General features: G+C 69.3%; 20 protein-coding genes and 1 CRISPR repeat array (1 of these 21 only partly in view). Of the genes, 17 read left to right on the top strand and 3 right to left on the bottom strand.

What is annotated here, in order from left to right; translation table 11 throughout:
* The first annotated feature begins 27 nt into the window (after positions 1-27).
* The 16 genes from WME85_RS02400 (at position 28) to WME85_RS02475 (ending at position 20,563) form a co-directional block, all read left to right on the top strand.
* Complete coding sequence (locus WME85_RS02400; RefSeq protein ID WP_437834942.1) at positions 28-3,546, top strand: nSTAND1 domain-containing NTPase; 3,519 nt, start codon at positions 28-30, stop codon at positions 3,544-3,546.
* Between the two features lie 282 nt (positions 3,547-3,828).
* The gene (locus WME85_RS02405; protein ID WP_437834944.1) at positions 3,829-4,614 is read left to right on the top strand and encodes an RNA polymerase sigma factor; all 786 of its coding nucleotides are present in this window, start codon (positions 3,829-3,831) and stop codon (positions 4,612-4,614) included.
* 22 nt (positions 4,615-4,636) lie between these two features.
* Positions 4,637-5,497, top strand: a complete 861-nt coding sequence (locus tag WME85_RS02410) for a serine/threonine-protein kinase (protein ID WP_437834946.1) — start codon at positions 4,637-4,639, stop codon at positions 5,495-5,497.
* Positions 5,498-5,578: 81 nt separating this feature from the next.
* Entirely contained in the window at positions 5,579-5,935 is a 357-nt protein-coding gene (locus WME85_RS02415) for a DUF3892 domain-containing protein (protein WP_437834948.1), read from the top strand.
* Positions 5,936-5,974: 39 nt separating this feature from the next.
* The gene (locus WME85_RS02420; protein WP_437834950.1) at positions 5,975-7,036 is read left to right on the top strand and encodes a cyclic GMP-AMP synthase DncV-like nucleotidyltransferase; all 1,062 of its coding nucleotides are present in this window, start codon (positions 5,975-5,977) and stop codon (positions 7,034-7,036) included.
* A 7-nt stretch (positions 7,037-7,043) separates the two neighbouring features.
* Positions 7,044-8,786 (top strand): ThiF family adenylyltransferase, encoded by a 1,743-nt coding sequence (locus WME85_RS02425; RefSeq protein WP_437834952.1) that lies wholly within the window; start codon positions 7,044-7,046, stop codon positions 8,784-8,786.
* Positions 8,783-9,310, top strand: coding sequence for a Mov34/MPN/PAD-1 family protein (locus WME85_RS02430; RefSeq protein ID WP_437834954.1), 528 nt, complete (start codon positions 8,783-8,785; stop codon positions 9,308-9,310). The genes WME85_RS02425 and WME85_RS02430 overlap by 4 nt, the downstream gene beginning before the upstream one ends.
* A 91-nt stretch (positions 9,311-9,401) precedes the next feature.
* A complete protein-coding gene (locus WME85_RS02435) occupies positions 9,402-11,156 on the top strand; it encodes an SAVED domain-containing protein (protein ID WP_437834956.1) in 1,755 nt (584 codons plus the stop codon).
* Between the two features lie 54 nt (positions 11,157-11,210).
* The gene (gene cas10, locus WME85_RS02440; protein ID WP_437834958.1) at positions 11,211-13,061 is read left to right on the top strand and encodes a type III-B CRISPR-associated protein Cas10/Cmr2; all 1,851 of its coding nucleotides are present in this window, start codon (positions 11,211-11,213) and stop codon (positions 13,059-13,061) included.
* The gene (locus tag WME85_RS02445; RefSeq protein WP_437834960.1) at positions 13,058-14,233 is read left to right on the top strand and encodes a type III-B CRISPR module-associated Cmr3 family protein; all 1,176 of its coding nucleotides are present in this window, start codon (positions 13,058-13,060) and stop codon (positions 14,231-14,233) included. Before cas10 ends, WME85_RS02445 begins: the two co-directional genes overlap by 4 nt.
* The gene (gene cmr1 / locus WME85_RS02450; protein WP_437834962.1) at positions 14,230-15,483 is read left to right on the top strand and encodes a type III-B CRISPR module RAMP protein Cmr1; all 1,254 of its coding nucleotides are present in this window, start codon (positions 14,230-14,232) and stop codon (positions 15,481-15,483) included. Before WME85_RS02445 ends, cmr1 begins: the two co-directional genes overlap by 4 nt.
* Positions 15,476-16,387 carry a type III-B CRISPR module RAMP protein Cmr4 gene (cmr4, locus tag WME85_RS02455; RefSeq protein ID WP_437834964.1) on the top strand — a complete coding sequence of 304 codons (912 nt, stop codon included), beginning with the start codon at positions 15,476-15,478 and terminating at the stop codon, positions 16,385-16,387. Before cmr1 ends, cmr4 begins: the two co-directional genes overlap by 8 nt.
* 3 nt (positions 16,388-16,390) lie before the next feature.
* Positions 16,391-16,786 carry a type III-B CRISPR module-associated protein Cmr5 gene (locus WME85_RS02460; RefSeq protein ID WP_437834966.1) on the top strand — a complete coding sequence of 132 codons (396 nt, stop codon included), beginning with the start codon at positions 16,391-16,393 and terminating at the stop codon, positions 16,784-16,786.
* Positions 16,773-18,188: a type III-B CRISPR module RAMP protein Cmr6 gene (cmr6, locus tag WME85_RS02465; RefSeq protein ID WP_437834968.1), complete on the top strand. Its 1,416-nt coding sequence runs from the start codon at positions 16,773-16,775 to the stop codon at positions 18,186-18,188. Before WME85_RS02460 ends, cmr6 begins: the two co-directional genes overlap by 14 nt.
* Positions 18,189-18,345: 157 nt before the next feature.
* The gene (locus tag WME85_RS02470) at positions 18,346-19,182 is read left to right on the top strand and encodes an SMODS domain-containing nucleotidyltransferase (protein ID WP_437834970.1); all 837 of its coding nucleotides are present in this window, start codon (positions 18,346-18,348) and stop codon (positions 19,180-19,182) included.
* Positions 19,183-20,167: 985 nt separating this feature from the next.
* Positions 20,168-20,563 (top strand): DUF6968 family protein, encoded by a 396-nt coding sequence (locus WME85_RS02475; protein ID WP_437834972.1) that lies wholly within the window; start codon positions 20,168-20,170, stop codon positions 20,561-20,563.
* A 49-nt stretch (positions 20,564-20,612) separates the two neighbouring features.
* Here WME85_RS02475 and WME85_RS02480 read toward each other — a convergent pair whose 3' ends face one another.
* The 3 genes from WME85_RS02480 to WME85_RS02490 all read right to left on the bottom strand — a co-directional run bounded on the left by WME85_RS02480 (position 20,613) and on the right by WME85_RS02490 (position 22,988).
* Positions 20,613-20,966: a hypothetical protein gene (locus WME85_RS02480; RefSeq protein ID WP_437834974.1), complete on the bottom strand. Its 354-nt coding sequence runs from the start codon at positions 20,964-20,966 to the stop codon at positions 20,613-20,615.
* Between the two features lie 237 nt (positions 20,967-21,203).
* Positions 21,204-21,836, bottom strand: a complete 633-nt coding sequence (locus tag WME85_RS02485) for a hypothetical protein (RefSeq protein WP_437834976.1) — start codon at positions 21,834-21,836, stop codon at positions 21,204-21,206.
* 330 nt (positions 21,837-22,166) lie between these two features.
* Positions 22,167-22,988 carry a hypothetical protein gene (locus tag WME85_RS02490; RefSeq protein WP_437834978.1) on the bottom strand — a complete coding sequence of 274 codons (822 nt, stop codon included), beginning with the start codon at positions 22,986-22,988 and terminating at the stop codon, positions 22,167-22,169.
* 77 nt (positions 22,989-23,065) lie between these two features.
* Here WME85_RS02490 and WME85_RS02495 point away from each other — a divergent pair, with 77 nt between their 5' ends.
* Positions 23,066-23,524 carry a hypothetical protein gene (locus WME85_RS02495; RefSeq protein ID WP_437834980.1) on the top strand — a complete coding sequence of 153 codons (459 nt, stop codon included), beginning with the start codon at positions 23,066-23,068 and terminating at the stop codon, positions 23,522-23,524.
* A gap of 175 nt (positions 23,525-23,699) precedes the next feature.
* Positions 23,700-24,108: direct repeats of the CRISPR family, unit length 36 nt; unit sequence CTCTCCGCCGCTGAAAGGCGGCGGCCCCATTGAAGC; it runs 3,711 nt beyond the window's last position.

Consider the following 24,108-nt stretch of genomic DNA (forward strand, 5'->3'; position numbering starts at 1 on the left):
TCATCGGCTAGAGTCTGCCACCGCGGTATGGAGCTTCCGAGCGAGACGATCGGTCCCTATCGACTCCTCCGGCCGATCGCGAGGGGCGGCATCGGGCGCGTCTTCGCCGCGGTCCACCAGCACATGGACCAGGAGGTGGCGCTCAAGCTCCTCTCGCTGGAGTCGGCTGGTGATCCCCAGATGGTGGCGCGGTTCTTTCAGGAGTCGCGCGCCCTCTCGCAGCTCCAGCACCCGGGCATCGTGCGGGTCCACAACTGCGACAAGGGCGAGGACGGCACCCCCTACCTTGTCATGGAGTACCTCGACGGATCCACGCTTCGCACGTGGATCCAGCGCCAGAACGGCCCGGCGCCGCTCGGGGCCGCACTGGCGATCTGCCGGCACATCGCCGACGCGATGGTCGAGGTCCACGCGAAAGGGATCGTGCACCGGGACCTCAAGCCGGAGAACGTCATCCTCGTGCAGGACGAAGCGGCGCCCCTGGGCCTTCAGCCGAAGGTTGTAGACTTCGGTATCGCCAAGATGCCGGCTCCGGCATGCGAGGACCGCGCCGACACGCACGTGAGGACCGCCGCTTACAACATCCTCGGAACCTCGGCCTACATGGCACCCGAGCAGTGCAGGAACCCGACGGCGGTCACGGACCGGGCGGACGTCTATGCGCTCGGCGTGGTGCTGTTCGAGCTGATCGCGGGGAGACCGCCGTTCGTCGCGACGGACGACGTCGCGCTCCTCTACGGGCACGTGTACGGCGAGCCCATGCACCTGCGAGAGCTCGTGCCCACGGTCCCTCCGGCGCTCAGCACGTTCGTCGCCTCGATGCTGGCCAAGGTGCCCGAGCAGCGCCCCGCGATGAGCCGCTGCCAGGACATGCTCGCCCGGCCCTGGGAGAGCGAGAAGGACGAATGCCCATTCCCGGGCTTGCAGCCCTTCACCGAGGCGCAGGCCGAGCTGTTCTTCGGGCGCGACGCCGAGATCCGCAAGCTCCTGGCCGACCTCGAGGAGATGCGCGAGGGCGGGACCAGGCGCTGGCTCCAGATCGACGGGCCCAGCGGCAGCGGTAAATCGTCGCTCGTTCAGGCGGGCATCCTGCCGCGGCTGACGGAGCGATCCCCGAGGGCGGCGTCGTGGCTCGTCGCGACGTTCCGGCCGTCCGAGGACCCCATCAGGAGCCTCGCGGTGGCCGTCACCTCCGCGTGCTCGGCGCACGGCCTCGCGAGCCCACCGGCAGACGTCGAGGCCATGCTGCGCTCCGACGCAGACGCGCTCGACGCGCTCCTCTCGCGCCATGTCCCGGCGAACGCCAGGCTGCTGCTCGTCGTGGAGCAGCTCGAGGAGCTCTTCGCGCTGAGCGATGGTCATCTGCACCAGTTCGATGCCCTCCTGTCGAGCTGCCTCTCGAACGAGCACTCCCCTCTCCGGCTGCTGACCACGCTGCGGAGCGACTACAGCCACCGCATGCGGCAGGCGCCCGGCCTGGCGCGGCTGCTGAACCAGAAGGCGCTACGCCACGACCTCCGGCCAATGGACGAAGAGGCGCTCGCAGAGGTGATCTTCGGCATGGCAGCCAGGGCCGGGATCCAGCTGGACGACGACCTGCCAGAGCGCATGGTGCGCGACGCCGCGGGCACCGATGGCCGGCTGCCGCTGCTGGGACATACGCTGCGCAGCCTCTATTCCTCTCGCTCCGCGGCCGCCCTGACCCACGACGATTACGAGAAGATCGGCGGGGTCAGCGGCGCACTGGCCCGCCACGCCGCGCTGCTCCTCGACGACCTCGGGGAGGCGGGGCGAGAGCGAGCCAAATGGCTCCTCCTCGATCTCGTCCAGGTGGGTCGCGGCACCCCCGATACCCGGCGTCCAAGGACCCGGGGCGAGGTCCTCGCGGCCGCGGGGGGCGACCGGCTCGCAGACGAGGTGCTCATGCGGCTCTCGGGCATGTCGACGGGGCAACCAGGTCACTCGACGGAGGGCTCCGAGAACCTGCGGCTCATCGTGATGGTGGGCGATCCTCCCGCGGATCCCTCGCTGCAGCGCGTCGACCTGGTTCACGAGACGCTGCTCCAGCGCGTCCCGGTCATCGTGGGCTGGATAGAAGCCGAGCGCGCTCTCCTCGAGCGGCATGCCGACCTCGAGGGCGCGGCGCGCGCGTGGGAGCAATCCGGGACGCCGGAGGATGGGCTGCCGGCAGGCTCGCTGCTGGATCACTACCGGGGGAAGATCGGTGCCGCGCACCAGCGCGAGCGGCTCTTGCGCATGGCCAGCGAGCGCGCGCGCAGGTTCCTCGGGAAGGCGGAGAGGCTCGAGAGAAGGCGCTCCTGGATGAAGCGGGCGCTCGCCGTGATCCTCGGGGCTGCCGTGATCGCGATATCCGCGACCGCGCTCTGGGCGTGGAGAGAGCGGGAGCACGCGGACGAGGAACGGCGACGCGCGGAGGAGGCGCTGGAGCACGCAGAGAGAGAGCGGGAGCGCGCGGAGGCGAATCGCGAGCACATCATCATGGCCACAAAGAAGGTGGTCGGCGATCTCGACTGGAAGCACGGCAGGCTGCTGTACACGTCGAGCATCCGAGCGAAGCTCCTCGAGCACCTCGACGACAATCTGTCGTCCCTTGGCGAAGAGGAAAAGGACAAGCCTGACGTCATCCAATCGGTGGTGGATGTGAAGCACCGGCGCAGCGATTTCTCTCGATCCTACGAGCAGCTGTCCCAGTCCTACGCGTTCGTCTCGCAGGCAGCGAGCCGCATCCAGTTCGGGCTCGCGCGGGACCCGTCGAACGACGACCTGCTCATGAAGCTCGCGTGGAACCACTCGAAGCGCGGGAAGCTCGAGCTGGCGTATGGAAGGTACGAGCTCGCCCGCGAAGCGTTCGCGCGATCCGTGGCCACGCTGATGGCCATGGCGCCGCGGGCTGCCGGGACCAGCAACTACAAGCGCACGCTCGCGACGAGCTACTCCGAGCAAGCCGACGTCGAGCTCGAGCTCGGCCATGCCCGCGCCGCGGCTGCGCGGTACCAGGACGCCATTCGCTCGTTCCAGGAGATCGACGAGCCTGAAGGAGAAGGCAAGAGGTACAATCGCGCCCTGATCGCCCTCTCGTCGAGCGCAAGGGGCGAGGCCCAGCGCAGGAGCGGCGACCTGCGCGCCGCGGCGACGACGATCGAGCAGGCCCGCCAGAGCGCGGAAGAGGTGGTCCAGGCTGAGCCGTGGAACGCGTACTACCGCTGGATCCTCGGCAAGATCCAGGTCGCCCTGGCCGCCGTGCGGCTAGAGGAGCGACAGACCGCCGAGGCGTCGCGCCTCTACGATGAGGCGGCCAGCACCGGCGAGGCGTTGCACCTCGGGGACCCGACCCACAAGGAGTACGGGCTGCTTCTGTGCCAGAGCCTCCAGGGCGTGGAGGCGCTGGCGATGAGCCGCAGAGGCCGCGAGCGCGCCGCGAAGGCGCACGAGCGTAGATGTGAAGTAGCTCACGTTTTCGTCGTGCGGGATCCGGAGGACGTCCGGTTCACGCGCCTGGCCTGCCCGCCGCCCGAAAAAAAATGACGACCTCGCGTTCGATCCGGCGCGGGACGGCATCCATCCGGATCGAGAGGCCTCCGCCTCGGTCCCATGCTCGGAACCCGTCCCCCCCACGCCAGGTCCGCCGTTGCCTCACCAGAGCAGCGTAGCAGCGCTTTTCCCGCGGCCGAGCGCCGGAGACCACGCCAGCCGGCTGATGATGGCACCGTCTCGCGCCGGCGACGCCAGAGCCCCGGGTCTCGACCCACAGCAACACGTTCGCATCGCGGCGTCTGCTTGCCACGGTGTGATGAACTGCACTCCCCTATGAGCCAGGAAGTTCCCTCGATCAAGGAGCTGATCGCGCGCGCGCGGTCAGGGGACCAGACCGCGATCGACCGCTTGTTCGAGTGGTGCAGGCCCTGGGTGTCGCGCTACGTGGCGAAGAGGCACCCGGGCATCGCGCGCGGGTCCGACCTCGTGCAGGAAGCCACGGCGAGGGCCTTCCAGGCCCTCCCCGACTTCGAGGGCACGACCGAAGGCGAGTGGCTGTCGTGGCTGCGGCGCATCGTCGAGACCTGCACGACCCAGCACTTTCGCGACGCCGCGCGCCAGAAGCGGAACAGGGCCGGGGAGACGCCGCTCGTCGACGACGACATCCCCGCCCAGCAGGTGAGCCCGAGTCAGGCGACCGAGACCGAGGAGCAGTGGCGCCAGGTGTTCACGCAGATCTTCCAGCTTCCGGACGAGCAACGGCAAGCGATATACCTCTGTCATCTGAAGGAGCTGAGCGTCGCCGACGCAGCTGCGCAGATGGGCAAGACCCAGGGAGCCGTCTCTGGTCTGCTGCAACGGGGCCTCAGGACGCTCCGGGAGCGCATGACCACCGCTACGGATCCGGGGTCGCCAGACGCCGGCTCTCCTCGCCTGACACAGGCGCAGGACGAGGCTGCCGCCGCGCTGCTGGTGTACCTGCGACGGCGCGACGCCGGCGAGCACGTGGCTCCCGCAGCGTTCATCGCCGAGCACCCCTCCTGCGCCGAGGAGCTCCGGCACATGCTCGAGTGGATCGAGCGGATCCAGGCCCTCCGGCCCACGAACCTCAAGGAATAGAAGAAAGGAGCCCGAGGCACCGATGCTGGCACCTGGATCGAGGGTCGAGGGGTACGAGGTGGTGAGCCTCGTGGCCGTCGGGGCGATGTGCCACGTCTACGAGGCACGCTCCGAGCACGCCGCGCGATCCGTCGCGGTGAAAGCGCTGCACGAGGCGCTGTGCGCGGACGAGGACATCGTGACTCGCTTCTTCAACGAAGCGAGCGTCCTCCGTAGCATCCAGCATCCGTACATCGTGCCCCTGCTCGCCGCGGGCACCTTGCCGTCCGGCTCGCCTTATATGGTCCTGGAGTGGTTGCCGAGCGACCTGGCGCGCGCGCTCGCAGACGGGGACGAGGGCTGCGCCCTCCCGCTGAGGACTGCGGCTCGCCTCGCGTCTCAGATCGCGAGCGCGCTCCTCGCCTTGCACAGCCGTGGCATCATCCATCGGGACCTGAAGCCCGCCAACGTGCTGCTGGATGCCTGTGATCTCGGCGTGGCGGAGGTGCGGCTCGCGGACCTCGGGCTCGCCAAGGTGCGCTCCGAAGCGGGGGGCGAGCAGAGCGCCGTCGGCCACGTCTCGACCGGTGGGAGCGTGATGCTCGGGACCTGGGACTACATGGCACCCGAGCAGTGGATCAAGTCCAAGACCGCCGGCGCCCAGGCGGACGTGTACTCCCTCGGCGTGCTCCTGTTCCAGATGCTGGTAGGCCGCCTGCCGTTCGTCGCGGAGCAGCCGAAGGATCTGATGGCGCTCCACCTGTTCGAGAACCCCCCGATGGATCGGCTCGGTGAGCAGACCCCTCCGGCGCTGCGTGACCTCGTCGGCCGCATGCTGAACAAGATCCCGTCGACGCGCCCGTCGATGCAGGAGGTGATCGGACAGCTGGACAGCTTGCGGTAGCGGAGCAGGACGCGCCGTCGCGAAAATCGACGGTACCCGCGCTCGATTTCCTCCGGAACGGCATCTTCCTCATCAGCGACGGTGATCAACGTGGAGCGCGCGTGCGGCGCGCCCCGCGAGGGTCACCTGTTCTTCGGGAGATCGAGCATGGCTCAGGACAGGCGCATTCGCTGCATCAGGAAGACGGACCGTACCAACGCTCACGAGCGCATCCGCCTCGTCGGGGGGACCGACTCCGCCGGCAAGCCGTGGCGGGAACGGCAGGAGGACGCGATCAAGCAGATCAAGGACAGGACCCATACCTACTACGTCGAGCGCCCCGAAGGGCACCGCGTGGACGTGATCGTCGGCAAGTCCGCCCTCGGGCACGAGTACCTGAAGACGAAGTCCGACGGAGAGCAGCCGAACAACCTGCTCTCGCTGCAGGAGTGCCCGTAACCCCGCGCTCGCGCGGAGCCGTTACTGGAGGTAGACATCGTGGCAGACATTCAGAAGTACTTCGTGCAGTTCGACGAGGCCATCCGGCTCGAGCGCGACGACGAGAAGGCGACCCTCGTCGAGAAGCGCGAGCGAGTCCTTCGCCGGCTCAGCGAGGGGATCAAGCGGCAGCGCCAGGACGGGACAGAGATCCCCTCCTACGAGGCCTTCAACCAGGGCAGCTACGCGATGAACCTCGGCGTGAAGCCCGTCAACGGGGACTTCGACATCGACGTCGGCCTGCGCTTCGACCTGCCGAAGAGCGCCTACCCGGATCCCGTCGTCGTCAAGGCGTGGGTCCACAACGCGCTGGAAAAGCACACCAAGAAGGTCGTCATGCGCCGCTCGTGCGTGACCGTCTACTACCAGGAGGGCGGGGAGGATATCTATCACGTCGACCTCGTGGTGTATTCGAGCGGCGCGAGGAATGACGACGGCAAGGACTACGTCGCGAAGGGCAAGCCCGAGTCGGGCACGAGCGAGCGCTTCTGGGAGCTGTCCAGCGCGCAGGAGCTCCAGAACCTCATCACCGGTGCGCGCTCCGGTGACGACGCGCAGCAGTTTCGTCGCATCGTCCGCGCCCTGAAGCGCTGGAAGGACCTCAGGTTCTCGGGCCATGGCAGGGCCGCCCCGAAGGGGATCGCGTTGACGGCTGCCGCCCACCACTGGCTCCAGCTGTCCAAGCGGCAGGACGTGTTCGCGAACACCACGAAGTACGACGACCTCGAGGCGCTGACCAACCTCGTGGCCGGAATGCTGAGCAGGTTCCAGCCCGCCTGGAGCCCGACGGAGCAGCAGTACGTTCCGCGCCTCTGCATCGCGCTCCCGATCTCGCCGCACTCCGACCTGTGCGACAACATGTCGGACGCGAGCATGCGCGCCTTCAAGGAGCGCCTCGAGACGCTCCTCGCTGCGCTGAAGAAGGCGCAGGAGGACGTGGATCCGCACACCGCGTGCAAGGAGCTCCGCGAGCACCTCGGCGAGGACTTCCCCGTCCCCGAGAAGAGCGACACCGCGCAGAAGCGCGATCGCGCGATCATCTCGTCCGGCAACTCGGCGTGACATCCCCGTGATCGGCGCGCGCGAACGGCACGAACTCCTGGAGGCGCTCGTCGCGAGCGGCAGGCTCGGGCCGGCGCGCGTGCTGCGCGGCGACGAGATCGCCTGGGGGAAGGCGCGCAGCGTCGACGCGGCGGCCGAGGGGCACGTCGAGATCGGCGGCCGCGGGGTCGCGCTGCGCGTGGGCCTTTGCGCTCGATTTCCCCTCGCTCTTCCCCAGATCTTCGTCGTGCTGCCCGAGACCCTGGGCGCGCTCCCGCACGTCGAGCACGACGGCCGGATCTGCTATCGCTCGAGCGAAGGGCTCCTGCTCGATCATCGTGCGCCCCTTCTGGTCCTCGAGGAGGCCGTGGATGCCGCTATCCAGACCGTCACCGCCGGCATCTCCGGCGCAAACTGGCTGGATTTCCTGGACGAGTTCGAAGCGTACTGGCGACAACTCACCGGTGCAGATCCGTTGCCGTGCTACGTCGAGCCCGACGACAGGCTCAGGCGCATCGATGTCGGCCGAACGGATCGAGGGAAACCCGTGCTGGTCGCGGACTCCTTCGCAGCGGTGCGCGCCTTCTGGAACGGCAGGATCGCCACGAGCCAGCCGCTGTGGGCGGCGCATTACGTGCCCCTCACGAGCACCGTGCTGGAAGAGCGGTTCAATCCGCGCCAGCTCCTGTCGCAGGAGTGGGCGCGCTCCTTTGTTCTGAGACATCTCTCGCGCGAGAACCTCAAGGAGTTCGAGCGCCTGGGCGCGAAGGACTTCCCGCGAGCCCTCGTCACCCTCGGCGTGCCGCGACCGAGCGGCGGCAAAGGCCTGATCGCGCTCGACTACCATGAGGTCACCGGGGGGAACCCGCTCCTCCATGGCACGACACGACAACCCGTCCGCGTCGTCGCCGTCGATCGCCGGGATCGGGCGGTCATCATGGCCCGCAGCGAGGGAGCGCTCCACCTGTCGAAGAAGCGGGTGGCGCTGGCCGGCTGCGGTTCGGTGGGGGGGCACCTCGCGCTCCTGCTCGCGAGGGCCGGGGTCAGGCACCTGACCTTGATCGACCCTGACAAGCTCACCGCCGGGAACACGCTGCGCCATGTGCTCGGGCACAGCGCGATCGGAACACCCAAGGTCGACGCGCTGAAGCAGGAGATTACGGGCAAGGTGCCCTACATCGAGATCGACCTCCATCGAAAGCGCATCGAGCAGCTGCTCCAGAACCGGGAGCTCGATCTCGCCAAGATCGACCTCCTCCTGTACGCCGCTGGAGATCCCACGGTCGGCCTATACGTGAACGAGCAGATGCACCGCGCGGCGAGCGCCCCGGCGCTGCTCCTGACGTGGCTGGAGCCCCATGGTATCGGCGGACATGCGCTGCTCGCGAACACGCGTCGCGCAGGCGCTCGGGGCTGCTTCGAGTGCCTGTTCGAGTCCCCGCTCGGCGAGGGGGAGCGGCGAAATCGCGCCGACTTCGCCGGGCCAGACCAGCACTTCGCGAAGGACGTCTCGGGGTGCGCCACGATGTACACGCCGTACGCCGACCTCGACGCGGCTCGCACGGCGGAGCTCGCATCGCGGCTAACGCTCGACTTCCTGCAAGGACGCGATGTCGGACATCCGCTGCTCTCCTGGAAGGGCGATGGGGGTGCGTTCCGAGCGGCTGGCTTCCGGACGTCGGATCGACACCAGCTCGACGAGATGGAGCTGCACGGTGGTCGGTTCGACTACGTGCGGGAGGCCTGCGTCGTGTGCGGGGGCAGAGCGTGAGCGCCGGCGTCATCTTCAAGGCCATCGACGGGAAGCGGCTGAAGCTCGACGCCGCTGTCCTTGAGCGCTTCGCGCTGTACCGCCAGGTGGCACCGCAGGATCGGGAGGCCGGAGGGGTGCTCCTCGGCCGTCATCTGCTCGACTCCTCGGACCTCGTCGTGGATGAGGTCACCGAGCCGATGCGCGGTGACCATCGAGCCCGCTTCGAGTTCCGGCGCGGGAAAGCGGGCCATCAGCGGCGGGTCGATGAGGTCTGGAGAACGAGCCGCGGCACGTGTGTCTATCTCGGCGAGTGGCACACGCACCCGGAGGCGAACCCGGAGCCGTCGTCGACCGATTTGAACGACTGGCGCCGGCATCTTCGTACCGATGCGTACGACGGCGATACACTTTACTTCATCATCGTCGGGACCTGCGGCGTTCGCGCGTGGAGCGGCACGCGGACACGGCGTGCAATCGAGCCGATGGACCTCATGACGTCCCTGGAAGAGACGGGCCAATGGTGCTCTCCCAGGGGACCCTGAGCCGCTTCCTGGAGCTCTATGATCACTGGCGATGAATCCGTATAGCAATCGATGAGAGGTCATCAAAGCAGCCTCGGAGGAGCGACACATCATGGCCAAGAACGATGTCCAGATCCTGATAGCGGTAGACCTGTACCCCTCTGCCAACGTCGAGGAGCTTCGCGATGTCCTCCCGCCCGAGCGCGAGGCTCTTCGTGTCTTGCTCCTGACGAAGCTCGGCGCTCCCCGGCTCTCGCCGCCCCCCGACTCCTCACCAATCGATTGGCCAGCCATCGGACGTGCGGTCGAGCAGATCGCGGTCGAGGTGCAGAAGATCCGTGACGAGACCACGAACCCCACGGCCGTCTTCATCGGTGGTCGTGGCCCGCTCGCCGTCTTCGTCCACCTGGGCTACCTGCTCTCCAAATTCGGAGGCAGGCAGGTGGTGCTCAACCAGGCTCCCGGCGGGGGGCCGTGGGAGCACTTCCCGATGGAAAGCGCAAAGGTCGAGAGCCCACCGCTGCTCGACCAGGTGGCCGGCCTGCCCGCGGAGGAGGTATCGAGACCGGGACGCCTCGGCATCTACCTCGACACGGCCGGCAGGAACCCGTCGGAGGATGTCTTCGAGGACTTCATCGTGAACGAAGGCGACCCCGTGGCCGGGGTCATCAAGCTTCGCTCCTCGGAGGCGCTGCTTGTCACGCCCGACAACATCGCCACGCTCGTGCTGCAGCTCACGCAGTTCCTGTCCCAGGCTCCCGCGCGCTACCGGCGCCGCTCGGGCCTCTCGCTCTTCGTCGGCGGGCCTGTGCAGGTCGCCTTCGCGATCGGTCGTGCCATCAACCCGACCGTGGTGGGCAAGGACATCTGGCTCACCGAGTACCGCGCTCCGCGCTACGAGCGGGTCTACTCGCTTCCGTTCAACCCGAGGACCGAGCCCGAGATCCCGCAGGGAGCGGAGGACGTGAACGCGCGCCGGGACGTGATCGACGCGATGGCGGCGGCGATCGCCGAGCTGAAGAGGACCATGAAAGCCGAGCACCTGCCCGCCGATGTGCTGTCGGCGACCGATCGGAAGAGGTTCATCGAGCGCCTCGGCCGTCTGGAGCGGTCGACAGATACGAAGAAAGATAGCGCGTTCAGGCTTCGCGTGATCGAGGGGCATTACGCGCTCGGCGAGGGGATCGCCGAGGCGCTCCGCAGGAGCACCGTGCCTCAGCAGCAAGGCTTCGCGAAGTTGCTCATCCTGCACGAGCTCCTCCACGACTGGCAGGCTCTCCGGAGCACGAACTACTCCGCCGTTGGCGGCGCCGGCTTCGTCCTCGAGCAGGTCGACTATGCGGCGGACGCGTTCGCGGTCCGGGCGCTGATGAAGATGGAGCTCGACAGGGGCGGCGATGCCGCTCGCGACGAGCTCCGCGCTCGTCTTCAGCGCTGGCTGGAGATGGTGCTCCACGGCATCTCGGCGTTCGACATCATGGCGCAGGGCACGATACCGATGGACCGGCTCGACGAGCGCCGCCTCCGACGATATCTCATGTGGCACCTTCAGCTCGCGCGCGCGGCGACGATCCGGGAGCCGTCGCACGTCGATGAGATGCTGCGCCCGCCGTTGACCGTCGAGCTGGCGCCCCTGGCGGGGCGGCTCGATACCGAGCGCTACGACAAGGTCGTCACTCGCGCGCTGCCCGACACCGAGCTGTTCTGCGCCATCGGCGGGCACCTGGTCAGGCAAGCTCGGCGTCCACGGTTCGATCCCGGCGCTCTCGTCGATGCCGTGAAGAGCTATGCGCACGAGCCGATCCAGCAAGCGATGGTCTTTCTGGTTGACGAGCACAGGGACAAACTTGCTCCATGGTTTGCGTGAGACTTCGTCGGAGCGAACAACGCGCGGCCATGGATCACGTAGAAGGGAGATTCGATGCCTGAGCATCTGCTCGTCGTCTCTCTGGCGCCCGCGCACGAGAGCCTGCAGGAGTTCATCTCCCGGGCGCGGCGCTGTCACGACCTGTGGTTCGGCTCCTGGCTGGTCGCCGCGCTCAGCAAGGCCGTGGCGCGTGGCGTCGCCGAGGCCATCGGGCCTGCTGGCCACGAGGCCCTGCTGTTCCCTGCGCCTGCGTCGGCCGAGGAACTCGCGCCCGCGTCGAGTCTCACCGTGGCCAACAAGGTGCTCGCCCTCGTGCCCGCGGATCTGGATCCCGCCGAGGTTGCGCGCTCGGGCGTCCGGGCGTTCGAGCAGGAGCGCGATCGATGGACCGCCGACATCTTCGGGCGCGTGGGTCGGGACGACCGGCGGCGCACCGAGAACTTCCACGAGCACGTCGCGCGCGCCCAGGTCGCGGAGCTGTTCGAGGCGAGCTGGGTCGTCGTGCCGCTCGGTGGCGGGTTCCCCGCTGCCCGCGCCGAGGCCGATCGCCTGCTCGCGGCGCGCAAGCGGACGCGCGCGTTTCGTCAGCCCGCATGGACCAGGGAGGGCGTGCCGAAGTCCTCGCTCGACGGTCTTCGCGACGCCGTGCTCGATGAGCGCATCTACGACAGACCGGTGACCGGCCGCGCGCGCCCGGCCGCGCTCGGATCCGCGGAGCGCCGCCGCTTCTACGACGTGCACGGCAGCGAGCGGCTCTGCGGCGTGGGGCTGCTGAAGCGCTTCGGGCGGCGCGTGACCGACGAGGCCGAGCGCATCCCCAGCACCAACCACCTCTCGACGCTGCCTTTCCTGCGCGGACTGGATCGGGATCAGGCGCGCCAGGAGGCCGTTCGCCGGGCATGGCGCGACTACCGCGCGGCGCTCGAGGACGCCGGGGTGCTCGGCGAGTTCCAGGACGCGCCGCCGCCGCTCCGCTCCAGCCTGCTCGGCAGGATCGACGGTGGCGTGCTGTACCCGGGCCGCGTGCGCGAGGCGCTCGAGGACGCAGGCGCGAGCGAGGCGACGAGGCAGATCGTGGAGGAGAGGCGACGCGCGCTGCTGAGGTCCGCCGGACGTGACGAGCCCAGCGCTTATTACGCCATTCTCGTCGCGGACGGCGACTCGATGGGCGATCTCCTCTCGACTCTCGGGACGCCCGGCGAGCTGCGAAGGCTCTCGGCGACGCTCGCGCGCTTCGCCCGGGAGCGCGTGCCCGCGATCGTGCAGGAGGGCGAGGGCGCGCTCCTCTACGCCGGCGGCGACGACGTGCTGGCGCTGTTGCCGTTGCACAGGGCCCTCACGACGGCGATGCGCGTGGCGCAGGCGTTCCGGGAGGAGCTCGCGCCGTGGGCCACCTCCGGGCGCGTGCCGTCCATGTCGGCCGGTCTCGCCGTGGTCCACTCGTGGAGCCCGCTCGAGGAGGGGCTCGGCGCGGCCCGCGACGCGGAGATGCGCGCCAAGGCGAGATACAGCGACGCCACAGACAAGAAGAACGCCCTCGCGATCGCGGTGCACAAGCGCTCCGGAGAGCCCTTGACGGTGTGTGGCCGCTGGGACGCGCTGGTCCCGCGGCTCCAGCGCATCGCCGATCTGCAGGTCGAGGACGAGCTGCCGGGGACCATGATCGAGGAGCTCGCGGCGCTGGAGCGTCTTGTCGCGGGGCTGCACGGCGAGACGCAGGACAAGGCGCGCGCCATACAGCGCGTGGAGGCGCGGCGGATCCTCGGGCGCAAGGACATCCGGAGCGCGGTGCTGGAAGAGCTCGGATGCTGGATCGACAAGGGCGAGATCGACGGCCCCGCGCTGGGTCGCGAGGTGGCGGTGGCGCGGGTCTTCGCGCGCGCGGCCAAGGAGGCGCAGGGATGAGCGTGTGGACGATCGAGCCGCGCGACCCGCTGGTGGTGCGCGACGGGCGGCCGAACCAGGGGCGCAGCGAGAGCGCGGCGCGCGCGTTCCCGCTTCCGTCGACCGTCGCCGGCGTGGTGCGGACGCGGCTGGGGCTCGGGGCCGACGGCGTGTTCGCGCGGACGAGCGCGGACGATCTCGCGGCGCTCCGCGCGGTGGCGGTGCGGGGACCGTGGCTGGTCGAGCCCGACGCGGGGACCTTCTACGCGCCGACTCCCGCCGATCTCGTGCTCCTCGCGGACGCGGAGCGCTGGTCGATCGCCGCGCTCTCCCCCGCGCCGCGGGATGCGTCGTCCCCGATCGATGCAGGGTTGCCCGGCGACGTCGTCCCCGTGTGGGCGCAGCGGCACGAGCGCGAGGGTAAAGCCAAAGGCCCCCCGGCGTTCCTCCGCTGGGACGCCTTTGCGCGGTGGCTCGTCCGGCCGGGGAGGCGCGCGGGCGAGGACGCGGATAGCATCCTCCACGGCGCCGTCGACGCGCTGCCGCGCGAGAGTCGGCTGCACGTCCAGGTCGGCGATCGCGCGACAGCCGAGGACGGGATGCTGTTCGAGACCGAAGGCTTGCGGTTCGTGCACCCGGAGACGCGCGCGCCGCTCGCGCTCGCGGTGGAGGTGGACGACGCTGCGGCGGCGAAGGTGGGGTCGCTGGGCGAGGGGCTCGCGCCGATGGGAGGGAAGCGCCGGTTGGTGCGCTGGGCCCGGGCGACTCAACCGCTGCCCGCACTACCGGAGGCGGTGCTGAAGGGAGCGAGCGTGGGAGACACCCGGACGCAGATCCGGGTGCTGCTGCTCACGCCGGCCCTCTTCGAGGAAGGCTGGCGCCCGCGCTTGTCGCCGGGCACGCCGCTCGGGCCGGCCGAGGGGGTGACGCACGTGCGGCTCGTGGCGGCGTGCGTGGGGCGGCCGCTCGCCATCTCCGGGTGGGATTTCGCGAAGCAGCAGCCCAAGCGGATCCGGCGCGCCGCACCAGCTGGCAGCGTGTACTGGCTCGAGCTCACGGGGCCGCCGGCTGCGCGGCGGGCGTGGGTCCAGCGGGCCTGGGCGGAGGCGACAAGCGATACAGAGGACGACCGGCGCGACGGGTTCGGGGTCGCGGCGATCGGCAACGTGCTGGAGGAGGGAGGCGCGGCATGAGGAAAGGGCCGGGACGAGCGCCGTCGGTGGTGCCGAAGGAGCGGGCGACGCCCGAGATCATCGACGAGGTGCGCACCTACGAGTTCCTCACGCCGGTCTTCGGTGGCGGCGTGAAGGTGGAGGGCCAGCACAAGCGCGCCGACCCGGTGACGCCGGTCCGCGCCGCGTCGATCCGCGGGCAGCTCCGGTTCTGGTGGCGGGCGTGCAATCCGCGCGGCTGCCGGGGGGTCGAGGAGCTGCGCGCGGCGGAGGACAAGGTGTTCGGGTCGACGGCCGAGCCGAGTCGACTGACGGTGGAGGTCGTCGAGCAGCCGGCGAATTACGCACCCATGGAGGTGCTCGCAGGCAAATTCGACGCTGCGCCCGGAATGGAGGAGATCGCGTACGGAGCGTTCCCGCTGCGCGTGGAGGCCAGGTCTGGAGCAGGAGGCACGCACGGCGTGTTGCACCGGTTCTCCGGGCCATGGCAGGTGCGCCTCCGCTACCCGAGCGGCGCTCACGACGATATGGCGGCGGCGCTCTGGGCCTTTGCCCACCTGGGCGGGCTGGGCGGGCGCACGAGGCGCGGATTCGGTGCTGTCGTGGAGGTACATCCTGCCACCGCGTCCAAGTCCTCGATCGAGGACGGATGGGCGTCCCATGTTCGCGGGCTCCAGGTTCCCTGGCCCCACCTGCCAGCGTGGAGGGAGGCCGCGAGAGCGCTCGTCGTGCGCCGCGAGCCGCACTGGCAAAACGGCCTGGCAGCCCAGAAGTTCCTCCTCGGCAAGCTGCGCGCGTTGCGGCAGGGCGGCCTGGGTCGACGGGGCGGCGGGACGAGGAAGGCGGGTCGCTCCTTCTGGCCCGAGCCGGACGAGATCCGGCGGCTCACCGGGCGCGCTCATCCGGCTCATCGGCCCGAGCATCCGGTGCATGCGTTCCCGCGTGCCGCGTTCGGCTTGCCCATCATCTTTCAGTTCAAGGGCGAGCAGGATGGCGAGCCCGCGCCGACGACGCTGGTCCCGCGTGGTCATACCCGATGGGCCTCTCCGCTCGTCCTCCGGCCGCACCGGGGGCCCGCCGGAATCGAGGCGATCGCCCTCGTGCTGGAGCCGCGTGTGCCGGACGAGGTCGAGCTGCGTGGCAAGCGGGAACGTGATCGCTGGCAGGTGAAACGCGCGCTGTCTGCCGAGGATGCCCGCAAGACGTCGCCGCCGATGGGCGCCAAGGCCATCGATCCTCTCCAACGCTTCCTGGAGTTCTTCAATGAGTGAGTCCATCAAGCTCCTGTTGATCCACGCGCTCTCGCCGGTCCACTGCGGCACGGGGCAGTCGGTCGGCGGCATCGACCTGCCCATCGCCCGCGAGAAGCCGACCGGCATCCCGCTCATCCCGGGCTCGACGCTTAAAGGCGTGCTCCGCGCCGCCCAGAGCACGGACGCGGGGCTGCACAAGGCGGTCTTCGGCCCTGACCCGGACAACGCCAGCGAGCACGCGGGCAGCGTGCAGCTCGCGGATGCGACGCTGCTGTTCTTGCCGGTGCGGAGCGCGCGCGGGACGTTCGCCTGGGTGACGTCGCCCTACATGCTGCGGCGCTTCGGGCGGGATGCTCGGGAGGCGGGGCGCGTGGATCTCGTACCGCCCGCGATCAAACCGGACGAGGGGAAGGCCGCCGTCACGGGAGGCGTCCTCCGGCTGGATGATCTCGGGGGCAAGGTCGTCTTCGAGGACTACGATCTCGAGGTGACGGTGCAGAAGGAGCTCGAGCGCTTCGCCGAGGCGATGGCGAAGGCGCTCTGGGGAGCGGACGACGGCGCCGCGGAGGAGCGAAGCCATTTCGTCGCGCGTGTGTGCGTGGTGCACGATGACGTCATGGCGCTGTTTCTGCAAACGTGCCTCGAGATCACGACGCGGGTCCGACTGGATGCGGAAAGAAAGACGGTCGTGAAGGGCGCGCTGTGGACCGAGGAGGCGCTGCCGGTCGAGACGATCCTCGCCGGGCTCGTCCTGGCCACGCCGGTGAAGCAGCCGAAGCCGCTGCGCGAGGGCGGCGCGGACCGCCATGGACCGCGGGAGCTGCTCGGTTACGTGCAGGGGCTCGCTGGAGGCGGCGTCGTGCAGCTCGGCGGCAAGGCGACGGTGGGGCGAGGGCTCTGCCGCATGACGATGGTGGGGTGAGACATGCCGTCTCTGGATCAACAGCGCGCTCTCCTGGCCCACGAACACGTCACCGCGGTGAAGGGCTGGCCGGACGAGAAGCGGAAGAAGTACGGTGGCATGGTGCACCGGTTGCCGGCGCTGGTGCGGTCGGCTGGTCTGAGCCAGGCGCTGCACTTCGTGTCGTCGCGCAAGACGGATGTGCAGAGGCCCTTGCTCGACCACATCGCGAGCCAGCTCCGGCGGGTCGACGCGGACATCAAGAGCGGCGAGGCCCTGCTGCGTGCTGTCCGTCACGCGCCGTTACCGATGTACCTCGTGCTGACGCGCGAGGCGCTCGCCTGCGTGGACTGGTACCGGCGGCTCGTGCAGGGCGAGCTCGGCATCGAGCCGGGGGAGCAGGACGATGACCGCGACTGACGGGCGCCGGCATGACCTGAAAAAGATCCGGCGCCTCGACGTGCAGCACGCGGGGCTCTTGCTGGACAAGATGCTCGTCTGGCCGGATGTCCCGGGGAGCCCGGCGGGCGACGAGGTGGTGAACAAGGAGGCGCTCCGCGCGTTGCTGGAGGCGGCGCCCATCAAAGTGCCCGAGGGGTACCCGCGCGCTTTCGCGCGGCGACAGGCGTGTCTCGAGCAGCTCACCGGGGGAATCGAGCGCGGCGTGACGCAGGTGCGGCGCGGGACGGCGAGGGGCCGGCTGGTGGTGAACCTCGGCGCGGCCGCGGCGCGGGAGACGAACATCGCGCTGCTCCACACGTGGGGTGTGCCGTACCTCCCCGGCAGCGCGCTCAAGGGGCTGGCCAGCGCCGCGGCGCACAGAGCCGGCGTGCCCGCCTGGCAGAAGGCGGACGAACGTGAGCCGAGGCCCCAGGGGGACGACCATCGCTCGCTGTTCGGCGACACGAGCGAGAGCGGCTGCGTGGTGTTCCACGACGCGTGGTGGGTCCCCGACCCCGAAGGCAAGTCGCTGCAGCTCGATCTGGACACGATGACCGTACACCACAGGGGCTATTACCAGGACGGCGCGAGCCCGCCGGCCGATTGTGACGAGCCGAATCCGGTGGCCTTCTTGACGGCGAGGGGCACGTTCCTGATCGCGCTGACCGGGCCCGAGGAATGGGTCGAGGCGGCGTTCGACTGGCTCGACGTGGGGTTGAGGCACGAGGGGATCGGCGCGAAGACGGCCGCGGGCTATGGGCGCATGGTCCTCGACAAGTCCGCGCGGCAGCGAGAGAGGGAGGAGCGAGCGGAGGCCGAGCGGAAGCAGCGTGAGGACGAGAAGAGGCGGGTCGAGGCGAGGCGCCGCCGGCTGGGCGAGCTGGTCGCGCTGTTCAAGGGCAAGTCGAACGCGCGGCAGGTGTTCGAGGAGATCCAGCAGATCGCCGCCGACGAAGCCCTGCACGACGACGTGAGGAGGGCGCTGCGGGGGCTCTACGAGAAAGGCAAGGACTGCTGGCCTGACTGGTTGAAGCGCAGCGCCAGCCCCGAGCAGCGCGCGTTTGCCGAACGGTTCCAGATGACGCCCGTCGAGTCCCCGCCGAAGCCGGCGGTCCATCCGGGAGCGGCGCCTGCGCCGTCGAGCGCAGGCGCGTGGGAGCGCGGGCTTGCCTGGATCGCGCGCGACCAGAAGAACCGGTCGAGCCTGTACTTCGTTGGTGCCGCGGGGCGCAAGCGGGAGGAGCGCAACCTGAAGGACGTGAAGATCGAGGGCGGAGGGCTCGAGGAGGCGCTGCGCGCCGCGGGGCCGGACGCGCCAGTCGAGGTCGAGGGGCAGCGCGACGGCAAGAAGATCACCGGCGTGCGCTGGCCGGTCCGGTGAGGTTGAGCGCGGGAATCCGAGGGGTGACGGACGACGCTGCCCGAGAGAGTGGGGAGGGCTGGCGTGCAGCCTTCGAGGTCGACGCTGCTCAGGGCCGAGCGGTTCTGGCGCGCATCTTGATGAGACCGAAGAGCCGCGGTGCAGGAGGAGAACCACGATGGGAACGTTGAGCGATGCATTCACGGAGTTCTTGAGCCGCCTGAGGCCTTCACCTGGTCAGATCGAGCAGATCAGCAAGCGGAGAACCCGCCTCAACGAGCTCCTCCAGCGCAACTGGAAGCCGGCGAAGATCATCCCGATCGGCTCTTACGCTCGTGGAACCGCCGTTCTCCCGTTGCGCGACGTGGATCAGATGGTCGTGCTGAACCGGCCCGGGCCCGAGGAGCTAGCGGTCGATGAGCTCTTGCGGGACCTGCTCACCCAGCTCCGCCGCGAGTACCCGGAGGTGAGCGCGCGGGTGCAGAACCGCTCGGTCGGGCTGCACTTCATCGATTTCGGCCTGGATGTCGTGCCGGCGCTGGAGCGTCGTCAGGGCGGGTTCCGTATCCCGGACGCGGAAGCCAGGAGATGGATCTATACAGACCCAATCAAGCACGAGGAGCTCGCCAAGGAGAAGAACCGCCTGACGGACGGCATGGCGGTGGACCTCGTGAAGACGGTCAAGGTATGGAACGGCAACAGATCCGTCGGACTGAAGTCGTTTCATCTGGAGGTCATGGCTCTGCGAGCGATAGGTCAGAAGGCCACGACGTTCGCTCAGGGCCTGCGTGACGTGCTGCTCGCGGTCTCCGGCACGGTTGGATCTCCGTGCGGCGACCCTGGGCTCAGCGGAGGGCGGCTCGATCTCTATCTGGACGAGTCCAGGCGGCGGGCCGTTGCGGGTCACTGCAAGAATGCGGCAGACGAGATGGGGCTGGCGATACGCGAGGACGCGGGCGGCCGGTCTTCGCACGCCGTCGCGCGCGTGCGGACGTTGATCGGCTCGCCGTTCTGACGAGTAACGCGGCGGTCGGCGAGGGGTTGTTCCCGAAGGCCGGAGCTCCTCGAACGTCTGCACCGGCGACAGGCGCGCCGTGGTGGCATGCGCGATGAGCGCGAGCAGCGCCTCGCGCGAGACGGACGCGTACGTCGAGGGAGCGGATCAGCTCAGCGACGTCATCGTTGGGCATCGTAGGACTCCAGGTCGTGGGGGATCACGTCGCGATCGGGGACGTGGGCTCCGAGATCGATGTCGATAGGGACAGGTCCGTCGGCGGCGCGGCGGCGCTCCTAAGGCCCTGGTCGCTACCCAGGGCCTTCGTCTTTTCGGCGCGCCGCTCGGGCGCGAGCTCTACCGCCGCGCCTCGCGCGGGCGAACTTCCCGGCCGCCCGCGCCCGCCTCAGGCGTCACGAGGTAAGGGTCAGAAATCTGCGGATCGGGGTGGCTATCAACAGGTTTCAACGGCCTTACCAGGGCCGCGGAATCAAAGCCTTATCAACAAAATGACCCACCCTGACCGGCGCTGACCGGTCGGTGATTCGCTGACCCGAGCGTGACTTGAAGGGGATCGGCGTTGACCGGGCCGGGAGCCGTACCAGGCAGGCTCTCCTTGACGTGGCGAGGGGGCGGGCTCCACGTGCTCCTCAGGGGGGAGCACATGAGGCGGCTGCTGTGCGTGCTGGGTCTGCTGGGATTCGCGGGGATGGCGACGACGATGGGATGTGGAGGATCGCCGGAGGTGGACGAGGCTGAAGCGGCCAGCGGCGAGGTCGAACTGCCTGACTCCCTGGACGAGTGCAACCGGGCATGTCGGAACGGACAGCAGGCGATGGAGCAATTTTGCTCGCAGCTACCACCGGATCCCCGCTTGAGGGCCGGTTGTTGGGCGGCGGCGAAGGGTAGCTTGGTCGCGTGCCTCGGCTGGTGCTACTGGCACTACGGTACGTGAAGAGAACGTCCGCTTGACACCCTGCGGGAAGGGATCGCAAGGTGCTTTCCCATGCAGGACGACACCCCGCTCGAACCCATCGCAGAACGCCGCCTCTCGGTCGTAGGAGAGCCCGGCCGGATGGTAACCGTGACCATTGGCAAGCCCATGCTGAAGCCGTCCGGCGACTGGGCGTGTCCGGTGGACATTCAAGGAGTTCCGGATCCCGCCCGGGACTCGGCTTATGGTGTGGACGCGGTCCAGGCGTTACAGCTCGCGTTCGAGACGGCTCGTCAGTCCCTCAAGAAGTCTGGGCTTCCCGTCACCTGGTGCGACGGAGAGCCCGGAGAGACGGGATTCCCGATCGCCGTGCCGTACATCTTTGGCCGCGCTTTCGAGGACAGGATGGAGCGTCTGATCGAGGATGAGATCGAGAAGGCCGTGGAGGCGAAGAAGAACGGAGCGTGACCGCGGGTCTCGATCGCCGCTCGTGGTCTGGGACGGGGCTACAGCGGGGTCACTCCATCACGAAGTGGACAATCCCGTCGAGTACCTGGATATGCCCGTGCCAGGCCCCTTCGTCGGCCCCCTTGTCCTCCGCGGATGTCAGCACCTCCTCCAAGGCAGCACGCGGTACACGGATGCTCAGGACACGGATCTGATGACGGCACCTCTTCCTGCGGTGCATCCGCTCGACCTTGGTCATCTCGCCCGGATAGAGCCTGACGCAGACCCGCACGAGCCCAACACCGCTTTCGAGGGGATCCTGCTTCCGCAGCGTCGACCGCTTGGCCCGGACCTTCTCCTGCTCGATCGCATGGCGAACGTCCCCCAGGGTCGCGTAGGCCGAAGGCTCAGGGATGCGCTCCACCAGATGGGGCGGGGTCGTGAGCTTGCCGTCGAGGCTACCGAGACGTTTGGGATCGTGGAAGCTTTCTCCTCGCGCTCAAGGAGCGCGGTGAGCCGTGGCGTGTCGTGCTCCAGCAAGGCGAGGATGCCATGGCGTCGGCGCGGAGCAGACGGGAAGGGGGCCGCTGACCTTGCAAGGGCAGATCGAGCGAGTTTGCCTGGAGCGCCAAGGCGTCGCCGACCAACGGCAGGGCGGGCTTCAGCGTGCCGCCGGATCCGCGAGCCATGCGGCGAGCGCGCCGGCGGGGAGCTGCTCGAACCACTGCTGAACTTCCGTCACGAGCTCCTCCTCTTCTTCCGTGTCCGGCGCCGCGCAGGCCGAGGCCTCGTGCGGGATCTCGAAGAGCAAGCGCACCAGCCAGGGCAGGGCGATGCTCCTCTCCCAGGCGTCATCGGGCAGAGCGGCGAGCTCGCGGATGGCGTCGCGGAGCACGGCGCGGGCGCCGAGCAGGCGGAGGAGAAGCGTCTCGCGGGTGCGTGGCAGCTCGGCGATGACGACGAGGTCGACGCGCCAGCCTGGGGCGGTGCGGTAGAGGCCTGGGCGGCCGGGGACCGGCGCGAAGCCGAACGCGTCGAGGACGGTGGCGGGGCGGCTGCTGCTGAGGAGGCACAGCCGCGGGAAGGGCAGCTCGCCGCCGGCCCGGCGCTGGAGCTCGTGGTGCCAGTGGAGCTGCTCGCGGACGCAGCCGCGGAGCTCGCCCGGGCCGGGGGTGTCGTGGAAAACCTCGAACTGGCATGGCTCTGCCGCGAGCTCGCCGAGCAGGCCGAGCTCGTCGCGCAAGGCCGCGCGGGTCGGGTCGGGCACGTACCGGATATCGAATCTGCTGCGCATCGATAGGGCAGGCAACATGGGAGCTATCGAGCGTTTCAGCAAGACAATCGAGGCGCGCCGTGTGCGGTTTGTGTGAAACGAAGAAGAGCGCGTCCAGGTAAGCGGAGGAGCCGGAGCCGGATCAGCGTATTACGCGCATGGCATCGATGTCGTGCCGGTATCGTCATGACGGCGCTGCCCGCCGGCGGTGGCTGCCGGCGACGCGCGGTGCTGTGCCGTGCTGCTGAGGCAGTGACGGCAGCGGTGGCGGTAGCTGCGGCGCGTGATTCGATGAATGGAGGGTAGAGCAGGAAGCAGGAGAGCTGTCGTGGACGCGATGCGCTCGTGCGCTCAGCGCCCCTTGCGTCCGGCGGCCGCAACGGGGGCGCCGGTGAGGAAGGCGCCGGGCTCGGTCCGAGGCTCGGCGACCTCGCCGTCGCTCTCGTCCTCGGCCTCTTCCCCGTCCTCGGCCTCCTCGCCGTCGGCGGGCTCCTCGGCAGTGGCGGCCCTGGAGGAGCTTGTGCGGCGGAAGCCGAGCTCGCGGAGGACCCTGCGGTCCTTGATGGCGGTCTGGACGATGGTGCTCCACTCCAGGTACCAGTCCCAGAGCTGCTGTTCTGCCTTGTCGAAGTCCTCATCGGTGGCGGCGGCGGGCGGGACGTCGGCGATGGACTCGAGCTTTCCGGCGCGTGCGAGGAGCTGCTTTGCCTCGTCGATGACGGCCTTGGTGAGTCCGCGCTTGGCGAGGATCTTGCGGGCCTCGTCGCCCTCGGCGTCGGGGCCGCCCTTTTCCTTGGACCTGGCGAGGCTCTCCCAGCGCTCGACGAAGGTGCTGACGGAGACGAGGACGGCGGCGCCTTCGGTCTGGGTGAGGTTGCGGAACAGGAAAGCGTGCGCCTGTGGCGTGTGGCGCTTGAGGGTCGCGGACGCGATGGGGAACCACTTGTTCTCCCAGGCGTCGAGCTCGTTGATCAAGCCGGTGTCCGTGGCGGCTGCATTGGCGACGAAGCCGAGGCGTGTGCGTGTGACGCGCTGGAGCAGGCGCCACCCCTCGGAGAGATCGTCATCGGAGAAGCCGTGCGCGACGAGCGCGGCGGCGACCTTGTTCTTGCGGAGACCCATGAGCAGCAGGAGCACGCGCTCTGCCTTCTGACCTATCGTGAGCTTGGCCATGATCCACCTCCCAGCGTGGTGGGGTATCAAGGACGTAGTGAGCTGTCGATGGGTCGAGTGCGTCCGGAGCGTGCTCCGTGAGCGTGTTCCCCTGCGGGCGGCGCAGGGACCCCTGGGTCGGGAGCGGCGCCCCGGGGGCGGGGGGAGGACGCCGGGGGTCGAGGGGAGGGAGCCCCGGCGCGGGCGGTGCGGCGCCGGGGCCGGCGGGCGGGATCCCCGGGGCGGCGGGCGCGGTCCCCGGCTCGGAAGGCGAGCGCCCCGCGGGGGAGGACGCCGGCGAGGTGGGGGGTGAGTCGGGCGAGCCGGGGGATGAGAGCGGCGACGTGGGGGGCGAGAGGGAGGAGGCGGGGGCGGCGTGGCGCGAGACGGGGGGCGCGAGCGGCGAGCCGGGGGCGACGTGGGACGAGGCGGGGGAGCGAGCAGGGGAGGTGGGGGAAGTGGCGGCAAAGCAGCCGGGGAGAACGGAAGGGCTGGGCGAGGGGCGGAGGGGGCATGGTAGAAGAAGGCGGGAGCACCGGCTGCGAGCGGTGGAGTGACGCGGAAAAGCCGGGGGGCGCTCGCAGGGCCGGCAGGTGTTTGAAAAGACGAAGGAATTCGAGATGGGCGGGGGCGCGCGGAGCGGCCTCCGGCGGCCGGAGCGAGGGGTGGGACGGGGACCTCTCGCAAACCGGGTTGCAAGTACGCGAAATGTCAGGTAGGCCTGGGAGGCCTCTCTCCGCCGCTGAAAGGCGGCGGCCCCATTGAAGCATGACGACGGCAGAAGAGCCGGCGGTCAGGTACTCCTCTCCGCCGCTGAAAGGCGGCGGCCCCATTGAAGCCCGGAATGCTCGCGCGGCGGCAGCCCGACCGGAGGGCCTCTCCGCCGCTGAAAGGCGGCGGCCCCATTGAAGCGCTTTCACGAGCGACAACGTGACCGCGCTGATCGAGGCTCTCCGCCGCTGAAAGGCGGCGGCCCCATTGAAGCCGGGAGATGATGAGCGGGTCCAGCTCGGGCGCGGGGACTCTCCGCCGCTGAAAGGCGGCGGCCCCATTGAAGCATCGTTCTTGGTTTTGATAACATAACCGACAAGGTTCACTCTCCGCCGCTGAAAGGCGGCGGCCCCATTGAAGCCTGTTTCTG

Origin of the sequence: Sorangium sp. So ce1153 (assembly GCF_051521595.1) — a bacterium.
In the GTDB taxonomy this organism is placed as follows: Bacteria; Myxococcota_A; Polyangia; order Polyangiales; family Polyangiaceae; genus Sorangium.